The 21,543-nt window shown below is 60.6% G+C and carries 19 protein-coding genes; 12 read left to right on the top strand and 7 right to left on the bottom strand.

From position 1 onward, the window contains the following. The 3 genes from ACR0FG_RS13520 to ACR0FG_RS13510 all read right to left on the bottom strand — a co-directional run. A partial coding sequence (locus tag ACR0FG_RS13520; RefSeq protein ID WP_480893511.1) for a biotin carboxylase N-terminal domain-containing protein occupies positions 1–87 on the bottom strand: 87 nt, incomplete at its 3' end. Between the two features lie 122 nt (positions 88–209). Beyond that, positions 210–1,370: an alpha-hydroxy acid oxidase gene (locus ACR0FG_RS13515; protein WP_480893507.1), complete on the bottom strand. Its 1,161-nt coding sequence runs from the start codon at positions 1,368–1,370 to the stop codon at positions 210–212. 133 nt (positions 1,371–1,503) lie between these two features. Beyond that, the gene (locus ACR0FG_RS13510) at positions 1,504–3,291 is read right to left on the bottom strand and encodes a sensor domain-containing diguanylate cyclase (RefSeq protein WP_480893506.1); all 1,788 of its coding nucleotides are present in this window, start codon (positions 3,289–3,291) and stop codon (positions 1,504–1,506) included. Positions 3,292–3,459: 168 nt separating this feature from the next. Between ACR0FG_RS13510 and ACR0FG_RS13505 the strand changes: the two genes are divergently transcribed. Continuing rightward, the gene (locus tag ACR0FG_RS13505; protein ID WP_480893505.1) at positions 3,460–5,856 is read left to right on the top strand and encodes an ATP-dependent helicase; all 2,397 of its coding nucleotides are present in this window, start codon (positions 3,460–3,462) and stop codon (positions 5,854–5,856) included. A 3-nt stretch (positions 5,857–5,859) separates the two neighbouring features. Here ACR0FG_RS13505 and ACR0FG_RS13500 read toward each other — a convergent pair whose 3' ends face one another. Continuing rightward, complete coding sequence (locus ACR0FG_RS13500) at positions 5,860–6,150, bottom strand: DUF1330 domain-containing protein (RefSeq protein WP_480893504.1); 291 nt, start codon at positions 6,148–6,150, stop codon at positions 5,860–5,862. A gap of 377 nt (positions 6,151–6,527) precedes the next feature. Then, positions 6,528–6,752, bottom strand: coding sequence for a DUF1127 domain-containing protein (locus ACR0FG_RS13495; RefSeq protein ID WP_170710243.1), 225 nt, complete (start codon positions 6,750–6,752; stop codon positions 6,528–6,530). Positions 6,753–7,652: 900 nt separating this feature from the next. Between ACR0FG_RS13495 and mraZ the strand changes: the two genes are divergently transcribed. The 10 genes from mraZ to ACR0FG_RS13445 all read left to right on the top strand — a co-directional run bounded on the left by mraZ (position 7,653) and on the right by ACR0FG_RS13445 (position 18,586). Continuing rightward, entirely contained in the window at positions 7,653–8,156 is a 504-nt protein-coding gene (gene mraZ, locus ACR0FG_RS13490; RefSeq protein WP_170710242.1) for a division/cell wall cluster transcriptional repressor MraZ, read from the top strand. A gap of 4 nt (positions 8,157–8,160) precedes the next feature. Next, a complete protein-coding gene (gene rsmH, locus ACR0FG_RS13485; RefSeq protein WP_480893503.1) occupies positions 8,161–9,150 on the top strand; it encodes a 16S rRNA (cytosine(1402)-N(4))-methyltransferase RsmH in 990 nt (329 codons plus the stop codon). Further along, complete coding sequence (gene ftsL, locus ACR0FG_RS13480) at positions 9,147–9,515, top strand: cell division protein FtsL (protein ID WP_480893502.1); 369 nt, start codon at positions 9,147–9,149, stop codon at positions 9,513–9,515. The genes rsmH and ftsL overlap by 4 nt, the downstream gene beginning before the upstream one ends. Beyond that, positions 9,512–11,299, top strand: a complete 1,788-nt coding sequence (locus ACR0FG_RS13475; RefSeq protein WP_480893501.1) for a peptidoglycan D,D-transpeptidase FtsI family protein — start codon at positions 9,512–9,514, stop codon at positions 11,297–11,299. The genes ftsL and ACR0FG_RS13475 overlap by 4 nt, the downstream gene beginning before the upstream one ends. 21 nt (positions 11,300–11,320) lie before the next feature. Then, positions 11,321–12,802 carry a UDP-N-acetylmuramoyl-L-alanyl-D-glutamate--2,6-diaminopimelate ligase gene (locus ACR0FG_RS13470; RefSeq protein ID WP_480893500.1) on the top strand — a complete coding sequence of 494 codons (1,482 nt, stop codon included), beginning with the start codon at positions 11,321–11,323 and terminating at the stop codon, positions 12,800–12,802. Further along, entirely contained in the window at positions 12,799–14,190 is a 1,392-nt protein-coding gene (locus tag ACR0FG_RS13465) for a UDP-N-acetylmuramoyl-tripeptide--D-alanyl-D-alanine ligase (RefSeq protein ID WP_480893499.1), read from the top strand. Before ACR0FG_RS13470 ends, ACR0FG_RS13465 begins: the two co-directional genes overlap by 4 nt. 42 nt (positions 14,191–14,232) lie before the next feature. Then, complete coding sequence (gene mraY, locus ACR0FG_RS13460) at positions 14,233–15,315, top strand: phospho-N-acetylmuramoyl-pentapeptide-transferase (protein WP_170710236.1); 1,083 nt, start codon at positions 14,233–14,235, stop codon at positions 15,313–15,315. Positions 15,316–15,415: 100 nt separating this feature from the next. Beyond that, the gene (locus ACR0FG_RS13455) at positions 15,416–16,615 is read left to right on the top strand and encodes a tetratricopeptide repeat protein (RefSeq protein ID WP_480893498.1); all 1,200 of its coding nucleotides are present in this window, start codon (positions 15,416–15,418) and stop codon (positions 16,613–16,615) included. 77 nt (positions 16,616–16,692) lie between these two features. Then, positions 16,693–18,099, top strand: coding sequence for a UDP-N-acetylmuramoyl-L-alanine--D-glutamate ligase (murD, locus tag ACR0FG_RS13450; protein WP_480893497.1), 1,407 nt, complete (start codon positions 16,693–16,695; stop codon positions 18,097–18,099). Between the two features lie 112 nt (positions 18,100–18,211). Continuing rightward, a complete protein-coding gene (locus tag ACR0FG_RS13445) occupies positions 18,212–18,586 on the top strand; it encodes a glycine zipper family protein (RefSeq protein ID WP_480893496.1) in 375 nt (124 codons plus the stop codon). 23 nt (positions 18,587–18,609) lie between these two features. Here the strand turns inward: ACR0FG_RS13445 and ACR0FG_RS13440 are convergent, their stop codons facing one another. After that, positions 18,610–19,791 (bottom strand): BaiN/RdsA family NAD(P)/FAD-dependent oxidoreductase, encoded by a 1,182-nt coding sequence (locus ACR0FG_RS13440; protein WP_480893495.1) that lies wholly within the window; start codon positions 19,789–19,791, stop codon positions 18,610–18,612. Positions 19,792–20,068: 277 nt separating this feature from the next. Here ACR0FG_RS13440 and ACR0FG_RS13435 point away from each other — a divergent pair, with 277 nt between their 5' ends. Beyond that, on the top strand, positions 20,069–21,115 hold the full coding sequence (locus tag ACR0FG_RS13435) for a Hint domain-containing protein (RefSeq protein WP_480893494.1): 1,047 nt from the start codon (positions 20,069–20,071) through the stop codon (positions 21,113–21,115). Between the two features lie 26 nt (positions 21,116–21,141). Here the strand turns inward: ACR0FG_RS13435 and ACR0FG_RS13430 are convergent, their stop codons facing one another. Beyond that, a complete protein-coding gene (locus tag ACR0FG_RS13430; protein WP_480893493.1) occupies positions 21,142–21,537 on the bottom strand; it encodes a hypothetical protein in 396 nt (131 codons plus the stop codon). Between the last annotated feature and the right edge of the window lie 6 nt (positions 21,538–21,543).

The raw sequence follows: 21,543 nt of genomic DNA, 5'->3' as shown, positions 1-21,543 counted from the left end.
GCGTTTGCCCATCTCATTTGCTGCCCGCATCACGCGGATGGCAATCTCGCCGCGATTGGCGATCAGGATTTTCTTGAAGTCTGTCATTTCAGGTCCCGGTCTTTATAGGTGTGGCCTTGTGCTTAGGCGGACAATAGGGCCACATACATCGGTAGTTCTGGGTAGAACCGGCATGTTATCGCTCGCAAACGCCGCCTGTTAGCGCAATCTTAATACATGCGCTGCGGCGCAGCATCAATCACGGCGACAGAAGCAGGCAGAAGATCGAGTCGCGCCGCCCCGATTTGACCCATATTTGCCATCATGTCCTGCTGCAAAATATCGATGACATGGTCCGGGCCAGCGGACCCCAAAGCGCCCAGACCATACAGGAATCCGCGCCCCAGCATGACAAAATCCGCACCCTTGGACAGAGCGCGCAGAATATCCAGCCCACCTTCGGCGCCACTATCAAAGATAAGCGGCAGATCGGTGGCGGCCCGGATGGCGGGTAGGGCGTCGATGCTGGCAGGCGCGCCATCGAATTGCCGTCCGCCGTGATTCGAAATCCACAGCGCGTCGATCCCCGCGCCTTTCAGCCGCTCGGCATCCTCGGCCCGTAAAACGCCCTTGACGATAAACGGCCCCTCCCAATTGTCGCGCAGCCATTTGACATAATCCAGGCCCGGAGAGGTTCTGAGCAGGTATCCGATATGCGCCGTTGGAGGCAATTGCAGCGAATTGTCGATATATTTGTCCAGGGTCCGCATATGCGGAACCCCGTTTCGCGCCATACCCAAAGCCCAGGCCGGGCGCTGCGCGATCTGGGCCAGCAGGCGCGGCGTCAGCCGGGGCGGATGCGTCAGGCCCGACCGCGTCTGCCGTTCGCGGCGCGAGGCAACCGGCACATCCGCCGTCAGGACCAGAGTGGAAAATCCTGCGTCCCGAATCCGATGCAGCATATCGGCGCGAATTCCCGGATCTTTCGGCGGATACAACTGGAACCAGGCGTCCGGTCCGATATGCGGTGCCATATCCTCGGGGCTCTGGCTGGCGACGGTCGACAGCGTATAGGGAATCCCCGCTGTGGCGGCGCTGCGCGCCAGAATACCTTCGGCACCGGGCCAGACCAGTCCGGACATGCCGATCGGCGCCACGCCAAAGGGCAGTGGATATTCCCGCCCCAGAAACCGGGTGCTCAGGTCAAATTCCAGCGGGCCGTGCAGGATCGAGGGCATGAACCCGATCCGGTCCAGCGCGACCCGATTGCGCCGCAGTGTCTGTTCCGATCCGGTGCCGCTGTCCAGGTATTCCCAGACGAAATGCGGCACCCGGCGTCGGGCACGCCGTTTCAGATCTTCGATCCCCGGAAAGGTGCTGTGCAAATCCATGAGGATTGATCTGCTCTGCCGGACGATTCGGCAAGATACAGCGTTGCGGGTTTCACCCGTGGTGCGCGCGTCCAGCCGCGCCTGCGTCATGCGCGCCACGGATCGCGTCAGGCGGAAACCCAAAACACGCCGGTCAGGCCGCTGTCGAGGGCGGATGCGCTGTGTCCGCCGTGATGCCTGTCTGGGCCAGATTGCCCGAGATCTGGGGCGCGCGGGCCGTCTGAACCTGATTGCGACCCTTGTCCTTGGCCACATACAGCGCATCATCGGCGGCGCGCATCAGATCCTGCGGCATAGTGCCATGGGTCGGATAATGCGCCACCCCAACCGAAATGGTGATGCGCGGCAGCGACTTCTCGCCGTACCGGACCGAGATCGCCTCGACCGCCTTCCGCACCTTTTCGGCGCGCGTCATGGCGTCGTCGGGCGTGTTGTCGGGCAGGATCAGCATGAATTCCTCGCCGCCGATACGGCAGGCGATCTCATCCCGGTCACAGCCCTGATCCAGGGCGGCTCCCACGGCGCGCAGCACCATGTCGCCCGCATCATGCCCATGGGTGTCGTTGAACTTCTTGAAATGATCCACGTCCACCGCGATCAGGCTCAGCGGAGCCCCCGTCTGCTGGCTGCGGCCAATCGATTTGCGCAGCGTTTCCGTCATGTGGCGGCGGTTGAACAGCCCGGTCAGCGGATCGCGCACCGACTGGTCATGCAACTGATCGCGCATCCTCACATTGGCAATCGCCATACTGATCTGTTCGGCGCACAGCTGCGCCAGTTTCTTGCTGTCGTGAAACGCCTCACCGCTGCCCTCATGGGCGCGCAGATGCAGCAGGCCGACGGTCTCGCCATGGGCCAGAATTGGAAAGCAGAAATAGGGTCGCCCGTCATGCGGTTCCGCATGTTCGCAGACAAAATCGATCTCGGACGCGCCGAATTCATAAGTCCGCCCGCGCCGCAGGCCCCAACAGCCTTCGGGGTGGATATGCGCCTTGTGCGACCCGCCGTTCCAGCTGGCGCAGCCATCCAGCACATCACGCGAGTTCGAGTACACATAAACACTGCCCTCGGCCTCTGGCAGGATATGGGTCATGAACCGCGACACCATGTCGAACAGCTCATCCAATGAGCGGCTGGATTGCAGCCATTCGTTCAGCTCTCCCAACAGCCGCACCTCGCGCGCCAGACGCAACTGATCGTCCATCAATGCGCGTTCCTTCGCGGCGCGGCCCCGAAGATCGCGAACCTGTTTGCGATTCGTCCGGTAGATCACCAGAATCACTGCCGTCAGCGCCAGCAGTGACACACCGCACAGCACCGCCAGCGACCAGCGGACGCGGGTGATGAACAGATCGCGTTGCGGCGTGATGTCCGAATAGAACTCGATCGCGCCCAGAAACTGACCGTCCTTGATCACCGGCGTATAAATCTCGGCCACGTGACAGGTTTTCTTGCCTGATCCCGCCATCACCTCGTGATTGAGCCCGCTGACTTCAGAGACCGGCTTTTCCTCATGCTTGTAGTACGAGCCACCCGCGGCGACGATTTCGGTGAAATAGGGCTTGGAGTTGACTGTCCCGACATCCCCCGGGCGCGTTGACCAGAACACGCGGCCCTGACTGTCGAACAGCTTGAACCGGTAGATGTCCGAGGTTTCGGGTAAAAGTTCCAGAAACTCTTCATCATGATCATCCAGAATGCCGTGTTTGAACGTCGCCTCGACATCGTGCAGATGGCTTGCCACCTGTTGGTTCAACTGTGCTGCGCGATGCCGCAGGTCCGATTCCAGCATCCGGTCGACCACCGGGGCCGGGATCGCGTAAATCCCCCAACCCGCCAGCGCCGTCAGCATCATCAGCATCGCCGAGATGCCCGCAATTTTCAGGGCCGAGGTCCGACCCGCCATGTCATTCTGTTTCATAACCCGCGCTCCCACAGCAATGGGATCAGGATGTTTGGCAAGGTTTGACAGAGGGTTAATGGCGCCGGGATGATTATCTAGAATTGAACGGATCACGTGGCAAATTCCTTGTGAACAAGGCGTGAACAAACCCTTTCCCTCGGCGCGCATCCGGCGTAGTTTGGACCCATGAGCAGTTTTGACGAAACGGACGCCTTCGAGGGCGCATCGCTGTCGGCGCGGGCGATGCCTGCGGCGTCTGCCGAATATCTGAACGACCTCAACCCGGCGCAGCGCGAAGCGGTCGAACGGCTGGATGGCCCGGTGCTGATGCTGGCCGGGGCCGGGACGGGCAAGACCAAGGCGCTGACCGCGCGGATCACGCATCTGCTCAGAACCCATCGGGTGCGCGAGAATGAGATTCTGGCGGTGACATTCACCAACAAAGCCGCGCGCGAGATGAAAGAGCGTGTGGGCCGGATGCTGGGTAGACCCGCCGAAGGGATGCCTTGGCTTGGCACGTTCCACGCGATCTGCGTCAAGCTGCTGCGCCGTCACGCGGAACTGGTGGGGTTGAAGTCGAACTTCACCATTCTGGATACGGATGACCAGAAGCGCCTGCTGAAACAGCTGACTCAAGCGGCCAATATCGACGACAAGCGCTGGCCCGCGCGGATGCTGGCCGGCATCATTGATGATTGGAAAAACCGCGCCCTGACGCCCGACAAGGTGCCCGCCGCGGATTCAGGGGCTTATAACCACAAGGGCATCGAGCTTTACGCCCAGTATCAGACCCGCCTGCGCGAGTTGAACGCGGTGGATTTCGGCGACCTGCTGCTGCACATGGTCACGATTTTCCAGACCCACCCGGACGTGTTGGAACAATACCAGCGCTGGTTCCGCTACATCCTTGTGGACGAATATCAGGATACCAACGTCGCCCAATATCTCTGGCTGCGCCTGCTGGCCGGAGGGCACAAGAACATCTGTTGCGTCGGCGATGACGATCAGTCGATTTATGGCTGGCGCGGGGCCGAGGTGGGTAACATCCTGCGGTTCGAAAAAGATTTTCCCGGAGCGTTTGTGGTCCGGTTGGAACAAAACTACCGCTCGACTCCCCACATTCTCGCGGCTGCGTCGAATGTCATTCGCGGCAATGAAAGTCGCTTGGGCAAAGAGCTTTGGACCGACCGCGAAGAAGGCGAAAAGGTTCGTCTGATCGGCCATTGGGACGGCGAGGAAGAGGCGCGTTGGATCGGCGAGGAAATCGACGCGATGCAAGGCGGCACGCGCGGTGTGCGACCGATGAACCTTGATGAGATGGCGATTCTCGTCCGCGCCTCGCACCAGATGCGGGCGTTTGAGGATCGGTTTCTGACCATCGGTCTGCCTTACAAGGTGATCGGTGGCCCTCGGTTCTATGAACGGATGGAGATTCGCGATGCCATGGCCTATTTCCGGCTGGTGGTCAGCCCCGAGGATGACCTGGCGTTCGAGCGGATCGTTAACACGCCTAAACGCGGCCTTGGCGACAAGGCGCAGCAGACGATTCAGGTGGTGGCGCGGGAAAACGGGGTGTCTCTGGTCGAAGGGGCGCGGATCGCGGTCGACAATGCTCTGATCAAAGGCAAAGGGGCCAAGGCGCTGCGCGAATTGATCGACGGGCTGGCGCGGTGGAATGCGATGACGCGCGGGCCTCGGATCGAAGTCGATGATGACACGGTCATTGATGATGGCGTCTCGCCGATCCGCTATGGCGCGCCCGAGCATACGCATATCGAGCTGGCGCAGATCGTGTTGGACGAATCTGGCTATACCGCCCATTGGCAGAATGAAAAGACACCCGAGGCACCGGGGCGGCTGGAGAACCTCAAGGAACTGGTCAACCAGCTGGACAATTTCGAGAACCTGCAGGGGTTCTTGGAACATGTCAGCCTCGTGATGGACAATGAGCAGGACGGCGACGGGGCCAAGGTCTCGATCATGACCCTGCACGCGGCCAAGGGGCTGGAGTTTCCCGCCGTGTTCCTGCCGGGATGGGAGGATGGCTTGTTCCCCTCACAGCGGTCCATGGACGAGCAGGGGCTCAAAGGTTTGGAAGAGGAACGGCGGCTGGCTTATGTGGGCATCACCCGCGCGGAAGAGGTGTGTACCATTTCTTTTGCCGCCAACCGGCGTGTGTTCGGGCAATGGCAGAATTCCATGCCCTCGCGGTTCATCGACGAATTGCCCGAGGATCATGTGGAGGTCCTGACGCCTCCGGGGCTTTATGGTGGCGGGCAGACTTCAGCGGGCATCGAAACCCGCGCGGCCGAGGCGAATGTCTATAACTCGCCCGGCTGGAAGCGGATGCAGGCGCGGCAGGGGCAGTACGGAATGTCTCAGCCTCGCGAAAGCCGCAATACGGTGATCGACGCCACCGCCGTGGCCAGTTTCACGCTGGGCGAACGGGTGTTTCACCAGAAATTCGGCTATGGGGCGGTGACGGGGATCGAGGGCGACAAGGTCGAGGTCGATTTCGACAAGGCCGGGGTTAAGAAAGTGGTCGCGCAGTTTCTGACGGCCAAGGACGACGTGCCGTTTTGACCTCTACAGCCCTTCGACCAGCACCAGATTTGCTGTTGCTGTCCTGCGCCTGATCTTGGCCAGTTCAATATAGTCCGGATCGTCTTTCCAAGCCCGGGCTGCGGCCATGTCCGGAAATTCCATCAGCACAATCCCTTCTTCGGCCCAACTACCTTCGATCACCTCGACAGGTTTTGACGAAACGGTCAGCAGACGCCCGCCGTGTCGGTCAAAGATCGGCATGAAGCCTTCCAGGTATCCCTGATACCCGTCCAGGTCATGAATCGAAATCTGGGCGATGAAATAGGCGGCCATTGTACGCTCCTGAACAATCGTAACTGCGCCGAGCTTACTCTGTTTGTCAGCAAAAACAAAAACGGCGGTTCCCAGGGAGGAGGAAGGGGAACCGCCGTTCTTTTCTACATCAGGGCAGGGAGGAGGAAGGCCCCGATGTATCCGAACCCGGGTCTGATCCCGGTATGAGGAAGACGCGGCGACGTCAGGGAGGAGGAAGGACGTCGCCGCGCACTTTCAACATCAGGGCAGGGAGGAGGAGGCCCCGATGTGTCAGGTTCCGGCAGTCAGGGCCGGTATAAGGTGCGGCAACGTCAGGGAGGAGGAGAGACGTTGCCGCTGAAATACAGGTCCGAAAGGGAGGAGGACGGACCTGATCTCGGTGTATCGTGTCGCGCTTACTGCGCGAGATGCTCTTCGGCGGCCTGCATGGCCAGTCGGCGGATCATCGAGCGATGCAGGCCCAGGTCGGCCAATTCGCGGTCGGACAGCGCCGACAGTTCGCTGACGGTCTGGCGGTACAGGCGGTAGCGCACGAACCGGGTCTTTGCGGCTTCGATCAGCGCGGCGAACCCGAATGCGGGGGCCTGTTTCAGTGTGGCGTTGGTGCTTGCGATAGCCATTTTCATCATCCGTTGTCTTGCTGCGACCGGCATCGTCCGGCGCTTGCTTGAGAATGAAAATAGGCAGATGCTGCGATTGCACAATAGCTGGCGTGATCAATGCTGCTATGCAGCAAATGCATGGATTGTGCGTGATCCGGCAATCCCCGGAAAAACCACCTTGAAAATATAGGTTTTCACTCGTGCGCCCGGGTTTTTCTGGTCCAGGGGTGGCGGGGCGGGTGCCTGTCCGTTGGGCGCGAATGGCGAATATTTGGGCAGGTTCTGCTGACTTCGGCAGAGTCGGTTCGGGCGAAGCCATGGCCCTGCCCGGGCGACCAGGTGGCTCTGTGGGAAAACATGGGGCGCGCATGGGATCGGGGCGTTTCCGGCGTACGATTCGTGTTATGCGTTTGGATTTTTGCAATGTCTTTCTGGAAACTCGGCGAGTTTGTAAGAAATCTTGGGAAATCGTGGGAAATATTTTTCAGCTACATTTCGCGCATATATGGTGCATAGATGAATCTCTATCCCAAATTATGGTGTGTTCACCCCTAAAAGGGAGAGTGATAGGCTCAATTCACCCGGTATCGTCGAGCCCTCAGAGCAAAATTTCTGTTGATTTCCATGATTTCCCATGGCATCCCTTAGATACCCGATGAGGGCGAGGACAGTTAAGGGGCGCCAAACGACCCCGAACCAGAAATACAAAAACAGGTTTCATACAGGCATCTCGCTTTCATCACTCAACAGATCCGGCGCGCGGGCGAGCAGACATCCCCCCAGGTGGCGCGCGCAGCTGGACATCCCGCTCAGCGGGCCAATGCGGCGGGTTGATCAGTGGCAGCAGATCAACCCGCCGTTTTTCATCCGGGGGGAACGTGAAATTCAGGTGGGGCGCAAGCGAAAGGGACAGTCGTCTTGGCGCGCAGGTTCAGAGGTGAAAGCCACCATAAGGTGGACACGAAGGGCAGGGTATCGATCCCGGCCTCGTTTCGCCGTGTGCTTGAAGCGTCCGATCCCAACTGGCAGCCCGGTGACAATCCAGAACTGGTGATTGTCTATGGCGACCACCGCCGGAAATATCTTGAATGCTATACGATGGAGGCAATCGACGAGGTCGATGCCAAGATCGATGCCCTGCCGCGTGGCTCGATGCAGCGCCGGATGCTGCAGCGCTTGTTCCACGGTCAGTCCTTCCCGACCAACGTAGATGAGACGGGCCGTCTTGTGCTGCCCGCCAAGCTGCGCAACAAGATCGACCTTGAGAATGAGGCGTTCTTTATCGCCGCCGGTGATACCTTCCAGATCTGGAAACCCGAGACTTACGAGGCCGACGAACTGGCCACGACCGAGGAATGGCTGGACGATCTGCCCGAGGACTTCGATCCGCTGCAGTATCTCGACGGCATCGGGGATGGGTGACGGCATGGCCGGCGCTCAGACCTCATCCGATCCCCACATTCCTGTTCTTCTGCGCCCGCTGCTGGCGGCTGTTGCTCCTGTTTCCGGTGTCTGGCTGGATGGAACCTTTGGGGCCGGTGGCTATACGCGCGGCTTGCTTGGGGCCGGTGCTGACAAGGTTATCGGCGTTGATCGCGACCCACTGGCGTTTGAGATGGCCGCTGATTGGGCTGGGGACTATGGAGACCGGCTGGTGATGCAGCCGGGCGTATTTTCGCGATTGGACGAATATGCCAGCGATCTCGACGGCGTTGTGCTGGACCTTGGCGTTTCGTCGATGCAGCTGGATCAGGCCGAACGCGGCTTTTCCTTCATGAAGGATGGCCCGCTGGATATGCGCATGAGCCAGCAGGGCGAAAGCGCCGCCGATCTGGTCAATACAGCGACCGAGGCGCAATTGGCCGATATCCTGTTCCATTTCGGCGAGGAACGCGCCAGCCGCCGCATCGCCAAAGCCATCGTCAAGGCACGGGCCGAGGAACCGATCACCACGACTCTGCGTCTGACGGAAATCATCGAATCCTGCCTGCCGCGCCCGAAACCGGGTCAATCGCACCCGGCAACGCGCAGCTTTCAGGGTCTGCGGATCGCGGTGAATGCGGAATATGAAGAGCTGTTTCAGGGGCTTATGGCCGCCGAACGTGCGCTGAAACCCGGTGGGCAACTGGCTGTGGTCACTTTCCATTCTATCGAGGACCGGATGGTCAAACGGTTCTTCCAGTCACGCGCGGGCAAGACGGGCCGGGCCAACCGCTATGCGCCCGAGATCGAACAAGACCAGCCGCAATTCACGCTGAAAACCCGCAAGGCCGTGGGTCCGGACGAACAGGAATTACAGGAAAACCCGCGCGCGCGCTCGGCCAAGCTGCGCGTTGCAGTACGAACTGAGGCTCCGGCGGGGGAAATTGAGGCCCGCGCCATCGGGATGCCGCAACTGGGGGGACGGGGAAAATGAAGAGTATTCTGTATGTGTTGACGGCCCTTTCCGTCTTTGGGCTGGCGCTGTGGGCCTATCAGGAAAACTACCGCACCCAGCAGGTGCTGAAGGAAACGCAGGTTCTGCAGGGGCAGATAGGTGCCGCACAGGCGCGGCTGGCGGTTTTGAACGCCGAATGGGCCTATCTGAACCGCCCCGACCGATTGCGCGAACTGGCGGATCTGAACTTTGAACGCCTCGGCCTTTTGCCGCTGCGCGCCGAACAGTTCGGGCGCGCCGACCTGATCGCCTATGGCGAAGACCCGGACCTGCCGATTGTTGACCCCGAAGAATTGCAGGCCATCACTGATGTGCAGGCGCTGGGCGAGGTGCAGTTCCCATGACCCGCACGCCGCTCCGCCCTCTTGCCCGCGTTCTGGATGCCCGTGCCAAGGGCGAAAACCCCAAGGTGATCGAACGCGAGAATATCCGCCAACGCCACGAGGATATGAAAGACCGCGCGCGCGCCCGTGCCGAGGGCCGGCTGCTGGTGCTGGGCCTGTTCTTCTTCTGCGCCTTTTCGGTGGTCGGCGCCCGCATGGGGATGCTCGCCACGTCCGAGGCGCAGGAACCGCTGGCCAGCGCACCCGGTGCCGCCATCGCCATGCAACGCGCCAATATCGTGGATCGCGAAGGGCGCATTCTGGCCACCAATCTCGATACCTATTCGGTCTACGCCCAGCCGCCATTGATGATCGATCCCGTTGCGGCGGCGGACTCGCTGGTCGCCATCTTCCCCGATCTGGACAAGGATCGTCTGGTCAAGGATTTCACCGGCAACCGCAAGTTCCTGTGGATCAAGAAACGCATCTCGCCCGAACAGAAACAGGCCGTGCACGACATCGGAGATCCCGGCATCCTGTTCGGCCCGCGTGAGATGCGGCTTTATCCCAACGGCAAGCTGGCCGCGCATATTCTGGGCGGTTCCGGCTTTGGCCGCGAAGGCGTCAGCGCGGCCGAAGTGATCGGTGTAGCCGGTGTCGAAAAACAGTTCGACGCCTATCTGCGCGACCCCGCCAATGGCAACAAGCCGCTGCAACTGTCGCTGGACCTGACCATTCAGGCCGCTGTTGAGCAAGTGCTTTACGGCGGCATGAAGATCATGAACGCCAAGGGTGCCTCGGCGGTTTTGATGAATGCCCACACGGGCGAGGTGATCTCGGCGGCGTCCCTGCCATCCTTCGACCCGAACGACCGCCCGCGTCCGCCGACCTCGGGGTTCGACCCGTCGGACAGCCCCCTGTTCAACCGCTATGTGCAGGGTGTTTACGAGCTGGGTTCGGTTTTCAAGATCTTCACCGCCGCGCAGGCCGTTCAGCTTGGTCTGGTCAACTCGAACACGATCATCGACACATCCGGCCCGATGAAAATCGGTCGCTTCCCGATTGGCGAATTCAACGGCAAGAATTACGGCAAAATCAGCGTTGCGGATGTGATCGTCCACAGCTCGAACCGGGGCACCGGACGGCTGGCGCTGCAAATCGGCGCGCGGCGTCAGCAGGATTTCCTGCAAACGCTGGGCATGTTCGAACCCACCCCGTTCGAGATTGTCGAAGCCGCAGGTGGCGCGCCGCTCAAGCCCAAGAAATGGGGCGAGCTTAGCACGGTGACCATCTCGTACGGCCACGGTCTGTCGACCAGCCCGATGCATCTGGCCGCCGGCTATGCGGCGATTGCCAATGGCGGGCACTATGTCAGCCCCACGATCCTGCGCAGAAACGGCCCGCAATACGGCCCCCGCGTCTTGTCGCAAAGCGCTGCGACTCAGGCGCAGAGAATGCTGCGCAAGGTGGTCACGGATGGCACGGCCAGCTTTGGCGATGTCAAAGGCTATGACGTGGCAGGCAAGACCGGCACCGCCGACAAGCCCAAGCCGCGCGGCGGGTACTATGACGACAAGGTCATCGCCACCTTTGCCACCATCTTTCCGGCCTATGATCCGAAATACGTGATGATCGTTACGCTGGATGAACCTTCGATCGTCGCGTACGGCGAAAAGCGCCGCACCGCAGGCTGGACCGCCGTTCCGGTGGCCGCCGAACTGATCGGCCGGGTCGCCCCGCTTTTGGGCCTCAGACCCCGGCTTGAGCCTGAGGCGGGCGCTGCTATAACGCTGACCTCAAATTAGGCTGTCCAACAGAGGTGGGTCATGGGCGCAAGGACAAAGAAACTCAGCCAACTGGCCCTGACAGCGCGCGGTGGCGCGAATCCCGATATCTCGGGGCTGGCGGTTGACAGCCGCGAGGTCAAGGATGGCTATCTGTTTGCAGCCCTGCCCGGAACCCGCGTTCATGGGGGTGAGTTCATTCAGTTCGCCCTGCGCATGGGGGCCGCCGCGATTCTGACCGACGCCGAAGGGGCCGAGATTGCGGCCAAAGAACTGTCTGGATCCGACGCCGCCCTGATCGTGACCGAAGACCCGCGTCAGGCGCTGGCCGGGGCTGCCGCGCTTTGGTTCGGGGCGCAGCCGCAGACCATCGTCGCCGTCACCGGTACCAACGGCAAAACATCCATTGCGACATTCGTGCGCCAGATCTGGTCCGAACTTGGCCTCGCCGCCATCAACCTTGGCACCACCGGCGTCGAAGGCGCATGGACCGCACCGCTGGCCCACACCACACCGGAACCGATCACCCTGCATCGCGCTCTGGCCGAGGCTGCCGAAAATGGCGTGACCCATGCCGCGATGGAGGCTTCGTCCCATGGCCTCGAACAGCGCCGTCTTGACGGTGTTCACCTGACAGCCGCCGGGTTCTCGAACTTCACGCAGGACCATCTGGACTATCACGAAACGTTCGAGGCGTATTTCAACGCCAAGGCCGGGCTGTTTGACCGGGTGCTGCCGCAGGACGGAACGGCGGTGATCAACCTCAGCGACCCCAAGGGCGCGCAGGTGCAGGACATTGCCATGGCGCGGGGCCAATCCGTTCTGACCGTCGGGGCCAAGGGCGCAGACCTTTGCCTTTTGAATCAACGCTTTGATGCGATGGGGCAGGATCTGCGCTTCTCATACCAAGGCAAAACCTATCAAACCCGCCTGAACCTGATTGGCGGATTTCAGGCTGAAAACATCCTGCTGGCCTGCGGTCTGGTCATAGCCGCTGGCGAAGATGCCGACCGGGTGTTCGAGACCCTGCCGCATCTGACAACCGTACGCGGACGGATGCAACTGGCGGCCACCCGGGAAAACGGCGCGACGGTCTTTGTCGATTACGCCCATACGCCGGATGCGGTTTCCACCGCGCTGAAAGCGATGCGCCCGCATGTCATGGGTCACCTGATCGCCATCGTTGGCGCTGGTGGGGACCGCGATGCCACCAAGCGCCCGTTGATGGGGCAGGCCGCCGCTGACAACGCGGATGTGGTGTTCGTCACCGATGACAACCCCCGCAGCGAAGACCCTGCCACCATCCGCGCCGCCGTCATGCTGGGCGCGCCGGACGCCACCGAAGTGGGCGACCGGGCCGAGGCCATCCTGCGCGGCATCGACGCCCTGCAACCCGGCGACGCGCTGTTAATCGCGGGCAAAGGGCACGAAACCGGCCAGATCGTCGGCGATCAGGTTCTGCCCTTCGACGACGCCGAACAAGCCAGCATCAGCGTCGCCGCGCTGGATGGGAGGGTCGCATGACCCTCTGGACTGCATCCGAGGCCGCAGCGGCTACCGGCGGGCGCGCAACCACCGAATGGCAGGCCAACGGCGTGTCCATCGACACCCGCACCTTGCAGCCCGGCGACCTTTTCGTGGCGCTCAAAGCTGCGCGCGACGGGCATGAATTCGTCGCTCAGGCATTGGAAATAGGGGCAGGGGCCGCGTTGGTGTCGCATATCCCGGATGGCGTCGACGACACTGCACCGCTTTTGATCGTGGACGACGTTCAGACCGCGCTCGAAGCGCTGGGACAGGCCGCCCGCGCACGCGCATCGGCGCAGGTAGTTGGCGTGACCGGCAGCGTCGGCAAGACCTCGACCAAGGAAATGTTGGCAACGATTCTGGAAACCCAAGGCAAGACCCATGCCAGCGTTGCCAGCTACAACAACCACTGGGGCGTCCCCCTGACGCTGGCCCGAATGCCGCGCGATACCGAATTTGCGGTGATCGAGATCGGCATGAACCACCCCGGAGAGATCGCCCCGCTCGCCCGTCAGACCCGCCCACATGTGGCGCTGGTCACAACCGTCGCGGCGGTTCACCTTGAGGCGTTTGACACGGTCGCCGGAATCGCCGCCGAGAAAGGCGCGATTTTCGACGGTTTGACCGAGGGCGGCACTGCCATTGTGAACGCCGATATCGACCATGCCGACATCCTGCGCCAATGCGCGACGCAGAACGGTGCGCGGATTGTGGATTTTGGCCGGAATGCCACGGATTACGTACTGACCGATGTGGAACCGCAGGCCAACGCGGTCCGCGCGCAGGCCATCATCGCCGGCCAACCCGCGGCTTTCGACGTCAACTCGGCAGGAACCCATTTCGCCATGAACGCCCTTGGCGCCTTGGCGGCTTGCGCAGCGATGGGCGTCGACATGGACGCGGCCATCAAGGGGCTGGGCCGCTGGTCTCCGGTCAAAGGGCGCGGCGTGCGCGAGGTGATTGACCTGACAAACGGCGGCAGGATCGAGCTGCTGGATGACAGCTATAACGCCAACCCAACCTCGATGGAGGCGGCGCTGGATGTGCTGGCGGCCGCGCAAGCCACGCGCCGCATCGCCTTTCTGGGCGATATGAAGGAACTGGGCGCGCAGGAGCGTTCGATGCACGCTGCAATGGCCGATGTCACCGCGATGGCGCGCGTTGATCAGGTGCATTGCATCGGCCCCCTGATGCAGGCGCTGCATGAGGCGTTGCCGCAAGACAAACGCGGGCTGTGGTTCGAGACAAGCGCCGAAATGGCGGCCCATCTGCCGGACCTGATCCAGGGTGGAGACGCGGTTCTGGCCAAGGGATCGCTCAGCATGGCGCTGGCGACCATTGTTGACGGCCTGCGAGAAATGGGGCAAGGGGGCGCGCCTGATTGAGGGGCGCACGCCGCGTACCCTCTGTGTGAGAGAGGTTTTGGTATGCTGTATTGGTTGACCGCGCTGTCGGATGGAGGGGACTTTTTCAACCTCTTCCGCTATATCACGTTCCGCGCGGGCGGCGCGTTTCTGACGGCGCTGGTCTTTGGGTTCATCTTCGGGAAACCCCTGATCAACGTGCTGCGCCGCAAGCAGGGCAAGGGCCAACCGATCCGCGATGATGGCCCCGAGGGGCATCTGAACAAGGCCGGAACCCCCACCATGGGCGGGCTGCTGATCGTCGGCGCGCTGGTAACATCAACCCTGATCTGGGCGCGTTGGGACAATCCGTTTGTCTGGATGGTCCTGTTTGTAACGCTGGCCTACGCCGCCATCGGCTTTGCCGACGATTACGCCAAGGTCTCGAAACAAAACACCAAAGGCGTCTCCAGCAAGATGCGGCTGGCCTTGGGCGTGCTGATCGCGGTTCTGGCCGCGCTCTGGGCAACGCTGCATCACCCGGCTGATCTGCAAAACCAACTGGCGCTGCCGGTGTTCAAGGACACGCTGATCAATCTTGGTCTGTTCTACATTCCGTTTGCCATCGTGGTCATCGTGGGCTCGGCGAATGCGGTCAACCTGACCGACGGTCTGGACGGTCTGGCCATCATGCCCGCCATGATCGCTGCCACAACGCTGGGCATCATTGCCTACGCGGTCGGACGGGTCGACTTTACCGAATATCTCGACGTGCATTACGTGCCGGGCACCGGAGAGATTCTGATCTTCACCGCAGCCCTCTTCGGCGGCGGGCTCGGGTTCCTGTGGTACAATGCCCCTCCGGCGGCCGTATTCATGGGCGATACCGGATCGTTAGCCTTGGGCGGCGCGTTGGGGGCCATCGCCGTGGCCACCAAGCACGAACTGGTTCTGGCCGTTGTCGGCGGTCTGTTCGTGGTCGAAGCACTGAGCGTGATCATTCAGGTGCTCTACTTCAAACGCACCGGCAAACGCGTGTTCCTGATGGCCCCGATCCATCACCATTATGAGAAAAAAGGCTGGGCCGAACCCACCATCGTGATCCGGTTCTGGATCATCTCTTTGATCCTGGCGATGATCGGTCTGGCAACGCTGAAAGTCCGGTGAAGCCTAGTTATTCCCGTATTTCTTGATGGTTAGCATACTGATCCGATCTTCCAAACAGGCCGTCATTGGCTAAGGTGACGGAAATGGAAGGTATTCGGATATGTGGGAACAGGCTCAATTTTGGGTTTCAGTGGTCAGCGCTGTCGCCGCGGTTATCGCAGCATTGGCCGCTGTTGGATTTCTTCGTAAAGAGAAAATCGTAAAGGGCGAGCTTTATACAACCCAACAAGAGAGGGATGATCTGAGAAAACGCCTTGCTCAGGCCGACGCAAGACTGATATTTGTCGATCCCGAGCGATTTCTGGATCAGGCGGATGAGCTTGCCGGGGCGGGGAAATACGCGGAACTGGATACGCTTGCGACCCGCTTCACCGAACGACAATCTGAAGCCTTTGGACGCGCCGCAGAAATACTCACTGAGCAGCGCATATTAGATAGCGAAACTGATCCGCTCGCAATCAAAGACGCGCAGCGGTTTGCGCAAATCGGCCTTGCGGCTGATCCGCAGAATAAACGTCTGGCGGATATGCGGGACCTTGCAGATACCAGAGCACAAGACATAGCCCGAGGCGATCCTATTGAGGCGCTGAAATGGGAGGGAATGTCGGACGTTGAGTTAAATGCCTTGGCAAGAGCACTGGTCACGGATGGGCGTTACCTGCTTGCCGAGGTGGCTGCCAAGAGAAGCGTCCCGCTAGCTTTGTTACGTACAGGAGAAAAGTCGACTAACTATGCCCATGCACTTGGACAGCACGCCAATTGTTTGCGCCTCCTTGGACAGCACGAGTTAGCTGAAGGTGTTTATCGTGAATCTTTAAAGATTCTCGAAGAAACGGTCGGCACAACTGATCTGGACTATGGCCTATGCCTCAACGGAATCGCTGTTGTGTTGAATCGGCTAGGGCGTCAACAAGAAGCTGAGAGTTTTATTCGCAAGGCGCTGGAGATTGAAGAGGCAACTATTGGCACTAGTCATTCAGAATATGCGATCAGCCTTGCTAATCTCGCTGATGTTAGGTGGGTGAGTGGGCAAGTCAGTGATGCTGAGGAACTTTATCGCAGGGTCTTGAAGATTCACAGCGATACGATCGGTACGACGCATCCGGACTATGCCGACGATCTTGACTGCCTGGCAGGTGTGTTAGAAGCGCAGGAGAAATATGATGAAGCCGAGGAATTGCTTCGCGAAGCGCTGGCAATACTCCGAGGTCAGCTAAGGGAAGATCATCCCAGTATCAAAAGGATACAGAATAATCTCGATGGATTGATGACCGCTCGTTCAAAGGATACGTTGGGCTGAGGTGATTGTCTGGCCAATCCTGATACGAACCGCTAGCGATTAGAGCTCGTAGCATTGCAAAAATTTGAGGACAACACATGATCCCGGTCAAAGGGTTTTCAGGGCAGAAGATTGCGGTTCTGGGGCTGGGGCGGTCCGGGCTGGCCACCGCACGGGCGCTGCGGGCAGGTGGGGCAGACCCGGTCTGCTGGGATGACAACCCCGCCGCGCGCGAGGCTGCCGAGGCCGAAGGGTTCACCTGCGCCGACCTCAAACGTCACGGTGCGTTCGACGGGATCGCGACCCTGATCGTGTCCCCCGGCATCCCGCATCTCTACCCCGATCCGAACCCGGTTGTGGCTGCAGCGCTTAAGGCGGGCGTGCCGGTCGACAACGATATCGGCCTGTTCTTCCGCAGCTTTGCCGATCAGGACTGGACCCGGTTCGAAACGCCGCCCCGCGTCATTGCCGTGACAGGCTCGAACGGCAAGTCCACCACCGCGGCGCTGATCCACCATATCCTGACCGCAGCCGGACGCGACTCGCAACTGGCCGGGAATATCGGGCGCGGCGTGCTGGATATTGACCCCGGCGGCGATGGCTCGGTGGTCGTTCTTGAACTCAGCAGCTATCAGACTGAACTGGCCCGGGCGTTGACGCCGGATATCGCGGTTTTTACCAACCTCTCGCCCGACCATCTGGACCGGCATGGCGGCATGGGTGGCTATTTCGCCGCCAAACGCCGCCTCTTTGCCGAAGGCGGCCCGGACCGCGCCATCATCGGCATTGACGAGGTCGAAGGTGCCTTTCTGGCAGGCCAACTGGCCGAAGGCCCCGCAGATGACCGGGTGATCCGCATTTCGGTCGCGCGCAAACTGACCGGGCCGGGCTGGCAGGTCTTTGCCCGCAAAGGGTTCCTGTCCGAATACCGCAAGGGGCGGCAAGCGGGGTCCATCGACCTGCGCGGGATCAAAGGGTTGCCGGGTGAGCACAACCACCAGAACGCCTGTTCCGCCTATGCCGCCTGCCGCGCGCTGGGCCTTGCACCAAAACTGATCGAGGAGGCCCTGCACTCGTTCCCCGGCCTGCCACACCGCAGTCAGATCATCGCCGAAGCGAATGGCGTGACTTATGTGAATGATTCCAAGGCCACCAATATTGACAGCGCCGCCAAGGCTCTGGAGGCGTTCCGCCTGATCCGCTGGATTTGCGGCGGGCTTGAAAAAGAAGGGGGTATTGCCGCGCTCAAAGATCCCGCTGATCACGTAAAAAAAGCCTATGTGATCGGACGGGATGCCGTGAACTTTGCGATGAAACTTGAACAGGAACTGAATGTGGACACCGAGGTCTGCACAACCATGGCGCAGGCCGTTGAAAAGGCGATGGCCGAGGCCGAGCAACACGATACCGTCCTGCTCGCCCCGGCAGCGGCTAGCTTTGATCAATATGACAATTTCGAACAGCGCGGCGACGATTTCGTGGCCGAGGTGCAAAAGCGACTGTGACAGGCGCAAGCTTGCAAAGGACCGCCGGTTCGGCAAAGCTTGCACCCTATCAGCTTGACGCGCCATTGCATTTGGTTTTGCCTGCCGGAAATTTCACTACGAGGTCATGAATATGCCATACCGTAAGTTTGCCCTGATCCTGCCCGCCCTGCTTGTTGCGGGCGCCTGCACCAACACCGGTGCCAATTATCAGCCCGTGATCGACGGCCCCGTCGGCCCCAACTACAACAACGACCTGCTGCAGTGTCAGCAGCTTGCCGCATCACAAGCCAGCGTTGATGGCTCGACCGCAGGCAACGCCGCGATTGGTGCCGCAGGTGCGGCAGCCGTCACCGGGATCGTACAGGACAGCAGCGACAATCTGGGCCGCGCAGCCGTTGCCGGTGCGCTGGTCGGCGCTGGCGCTGACGTGATCAACAAGAACCAGAACAAGGAAGTCATCGTGCGCAACTGTATGCGCAATCGTGGCTATAACGTCGTCGGCTAAAGCCGCGCAAACAACAGCTTAGGTTAAGCTTTGCTGCCGATTGCTGTTCCGGCGGCATGGCCTGACGACCACGCCCACTGGAAGTTATAGCCCCCCAGCCAGCCGGTGACATCCACCGCTTCGCCGATCACATAGAGGCCGGGCACTGCCCCGGCCTCCATCGATTTTGACGACAACCCGTCGGTATCGATCCCGCCCAGAGTAACCTCGGCGGTGCGATAGCCTTCGGTGCCAGACGGGGTCAGCTGCCAGTGCGACAGGGTATGGATCAGTTCGGACAGTGCCGCATCCGACTGATCGGCCAGATTGCCCGATAGCGGCAGAAGCTGACCCAGATACTCGACCAGCCGCGCCGGAAGATGCCGCGCCAACTCGGTCGTCAACGCCTTGCGGCCCCCGGCCTGCCGCTGATCGCGCAGCAGATCGTACAGGGGCACGTCTGGGATCAGGTTGACCAAAATCGCCTCACCCTCGCGCCAATACGAGGACAGCTGCAACACCGAAGGTCCGCTGAGGCCGCGATGAGTGAACAACAGCGCCTCGTCAAATGCAGTGCGTTCGTTCGACAACCGGGCGGGCAGGGACACACCCGACAAATCCTTGAACCGACCATCGGAAAAGGTAAACGGCACCAGCGCCGCGCGGGTCTCGGTTACGCCCAGCCCGAACTGCCGCGCAATGTCATAGGCCAGCCCGGTCGCGCCCATTTTCGGGATCGACTTGCCGCCCGTCGCCAGCACCAGATTGGTGCAGGTCAGACTGTGACGCTGCCCCTCGCGTTCGACTGTCAGCGCAAAGCCACCCTCGGTCTTGCGCAAATCCTTCACCTCGGTCCGCACCCACAGCGCGGCCCCGGCGCGGTCCATCTCGGCCAGCAGCATCGCGATGATCTGCTTGGACGACCCGTCGCAGAACAATTGCCCCAGTGTCTTTTCATGCCACGCGATGCCGTGACGCGTGACCAGATCGATGAAATCCCACTGCGTGTACCGCGCCAAAGCCGATTTGCAGAAATGCGGGTTCTGCGACAGGAAATTGGCAGGCCCTGCATACATATTGGTGAAATTGCACCGCCCCCCGCCCGAGATGCGGATTTTCTCACCCGCGGCCTTGGCGTGATCGATCACCAGAACACGCCCGCCGCAATGCGCCGCGCACATCATGCCGGCGGCTCCGGCACCAAGGATGATCGTGTCATAAATCATGCGCGGGGGATGGCCCGGATTGCGCGCAATGGCAAGCCGATCCTGACCCGCGCGCAGCCGTTTTGGCCGCGCGGCTTGTGTTTCAGACTATCCAACACCTGACTGTCCGTGGTGAAAATCCCTGCACGTTTAGCAGGTTGCGACGATTTGAGTGTATCATGGTCACATTTATGCGCACACATATTGGTGGCTGTTGACCGATTCCCGCAGGATTTTCTATCAATTCTCTAACGATGACCGAAGGTAAAGGCCCTTTGCTGAGGCTGGTGGAGACCCGATGCCGACAACGATCTTTGGCGCATTGCGCACCGACACCACCCTGACGGATGCGGGTGCTTCGACCACGGTTGTGGGCTCTGTCTTCGAGATTTCGGAATACAGCCAGATCTCTATCGACGAAGGTGCGGATGACACGGTGTTCGCAGGCGACAGTATTTCCAATGAAATCGGTAACGACCTGACGCAAAATCTGGACGGCGATGTTATCTTTTGGGACTTCACGGTCACCGTTACTGATGGCACCAACACCTATCAGATCGCGCTTTTTGACTATGACCTCAACGGCGACGGAGACTCGATCGGGGTAGATGCCGAAGACGGATATTTCCTGGCCTTTATAGGCGGAAACATTCCGCCGCTTGATACCCCGCTTGAGATTACGGCGATCATCGACAACGGCCCAAGCATCGATATCGATACCATAGTGCCCTGTTTTGTCGCCGGAACCCGCATCCAGACGCCCGACGGACCACGCCGGATCGAAACGCTCGGCGTCGGGGATGTTGTCGATACGCTGGACAATGGCCCGCAGGTGATCCGCTGGATCGGGTCGCGGACGCTGGACAGCATTGATCTGACGCTCAAACCCAAACTGTACCCAATCCGCTTTGCCCAAGGGGCGCTGGGGCAGGGCTTGCCCCGGCGCGACTTGCTGGTCTCGCCGCAGCACCGGATGCTTGTGCGCTCGCCCATCGCCGCGCGTATGTTCGCCCGGTCCGAGGTTCTGGTGCCCGCGCACAAGCTAGTCGGGATGCAAGGCGTCACGGTCGAAGAGGATGCGCAAACCGTCACCTATTTCCACATGCTGTTCGACCGGCACGAGGTTGTCTTTGCCGAGGGCGCACCGTCGGAAAGCCTGTTTACCGGCGCAGAAGCCCTGAAAGGGGTGGGGAAGGCGGCAGCGGCCGAAATCAGAACCCTGTTCCCCCAGATCACCTCGGACGACTATGCCCCGCAACTGGCTCGCCCGACGCCGCCGAAGGGCAGACAGGTGCGCACACTGCTCGAACGCCACAAGAAGAACGGCAAGCCGCTTCTGTCCTGATGTGATATCGCCCGCGTGTCCGTCAGCTACATCGGCGTATCCGCAAAGGGCTCGGCCACGATCTGGTGGTCATCTTCATATACGATGTATCCCACGCGCTGCGTACGCAGGGTTTCGATGACATAGCCATTCTCTTCAAGCAACCAGATCAGCTCGTATGACTTTGCCAGCGCGCCCGAGGCTTCGGGCTTGAACCAGCTCAGCCCGCGCGTTTCCTTGTGAAAGGCGGCTTTGGATTTCGTGGTGTTGAACCGCGTTGGAATTTCAAGGTTCTGCCGAAACCAGTCCAACAGCGCCTCGAGTCGCTGATGCGAGAACTGATCCAGCGTTTCGAGGTCGCGCAGGTCATATGCAGCGCAAAAGAACCCGCTGCGGGCGGCCATTCCGGCAACCGGGTTCTGACACACGAACCTGACGAACATCTTGGC

It is taken from the genome of Ruegeria sp. E1, from assembly GCF_056534225.1.
Note: the sequence above shows the minus strand (reverse complement) of the source record. Positions and strands in the feature narration are given on the sequence as shown.

Coding starts and splice junctions, on each gene's coding strand:
- ACR0FG_RS13465 (WP_480893499.1), top strand. CDS start 12,799: ATGACCCTCTGGACTGCATCCGAGGCCGCAGCGGCTACCGGCGGGCGC.
- ACR0FG_RS13495 (WP_170710243.1), bottom strand. CDS start 6,752: ATGGCTATCGCAAGCACCAACGCCACACTGAAACAGGCCCCCGCATTC.
- ACR0FG_RS13440 (WP_480893495.1), bottom strand. CDS start 19,791: ATGATTTATGACACGATCATCCTTGGTGCCGGAGCCGCCGGCATGATG.
- ftsL (WP_480893502.1), top strand. CDS start 9,147: ATGAAGAGTATTCTGTATGTGTTGACGGCCCTTTCCGTCTTTGGGCTG.
- murD (WP_480893497.1), top strand. CDS start 16,693: ATGATCCCGGTCAAAGGGTTTTCAGGGCAGAAGATTGCGGTTCTGGGG.
- ACR0FG_RS13515 (WP_480893507.1), bottom strand. CDS start 1,370: ATGGATTTGCACAGCACCTTTCCGGGGATCGAAGATCTGAAACGGCGT.
- ACR0FG_RS13510 (WP_480893506.1), bottom strand. CDS start 3,291: ATGAAACAGAATGACATGGCGGGTCGGACCTCGGCCCTGAAAATTGCG.
- ACR0FG_RS13470 (WP_480893500.1), top strand. CDS start 11,321: ATGGGCGCAAGGACAAAGAAACTCAGCCAACTGGCCCTGACAGCGCGC.
- ACR0FG_RS13455 (WP_480893498.1), top strand. CDS start 15,416: ATGTGGGAACAGGCTCAATTTTGGGTTTCAGTGGTCAGCGCTGTCGCC.
- mraY (WP_170710236.1), top strand. CDS start 14,233: ATGCTGTATTGGTTGACCGCGCTGTCGGATGGAGGGGACTTTTTCAAC.
- ACR0FG_RS13475 (WP_480893501.1), top strand. CDS start 9,512: ATGACCCGCACGCCGCTCCGCCCTCTTGCCCGCGTTCTGGATGCCCGT.
- ACR0FG_RS13505 (WP_480893505.1), top strand. CDS start 3,460: ATGAGCAGTTTTGACGAAACGGACGCCTTCGAGGGCGCATCGCTGTCG.
- rsmH (WP_480893503.1), top strand. CDS start 8,161: ATGGCCGGCGCTCAGACCTCATCCGATCCCCACATTCCTGTTCTTCTG.
- ACR0FG_RS13445 (WP_480893496.1), top strand. CDS start 18,212: ATGCCATACCGTAAGTTTGCCCTGATCCTGCCCGCCCTGCTTGTTGCG.
- ACR0FG_RS13435 (WP_480893494.1), top strand. CDS start 20,069: ATGCCGACAACGATCTTTGGCGCATTGCGCACCGACACCACCCTGACG.
- ACR0FG_RS13500 (WP_480893504.1), bottom strand. CDS start 6,150: ATGGCCGCCTATTTCATCGCCCAGATTTCGATTCATGACCTGGACGGG.
- ACR0FG_RS13430 (WP_480893493.1), bottom strand. CDS start 21,537: ATGTTCGTCAGGTTCGTGTGTCAGAACCCGGTTGCCGGAATGGCCGCC.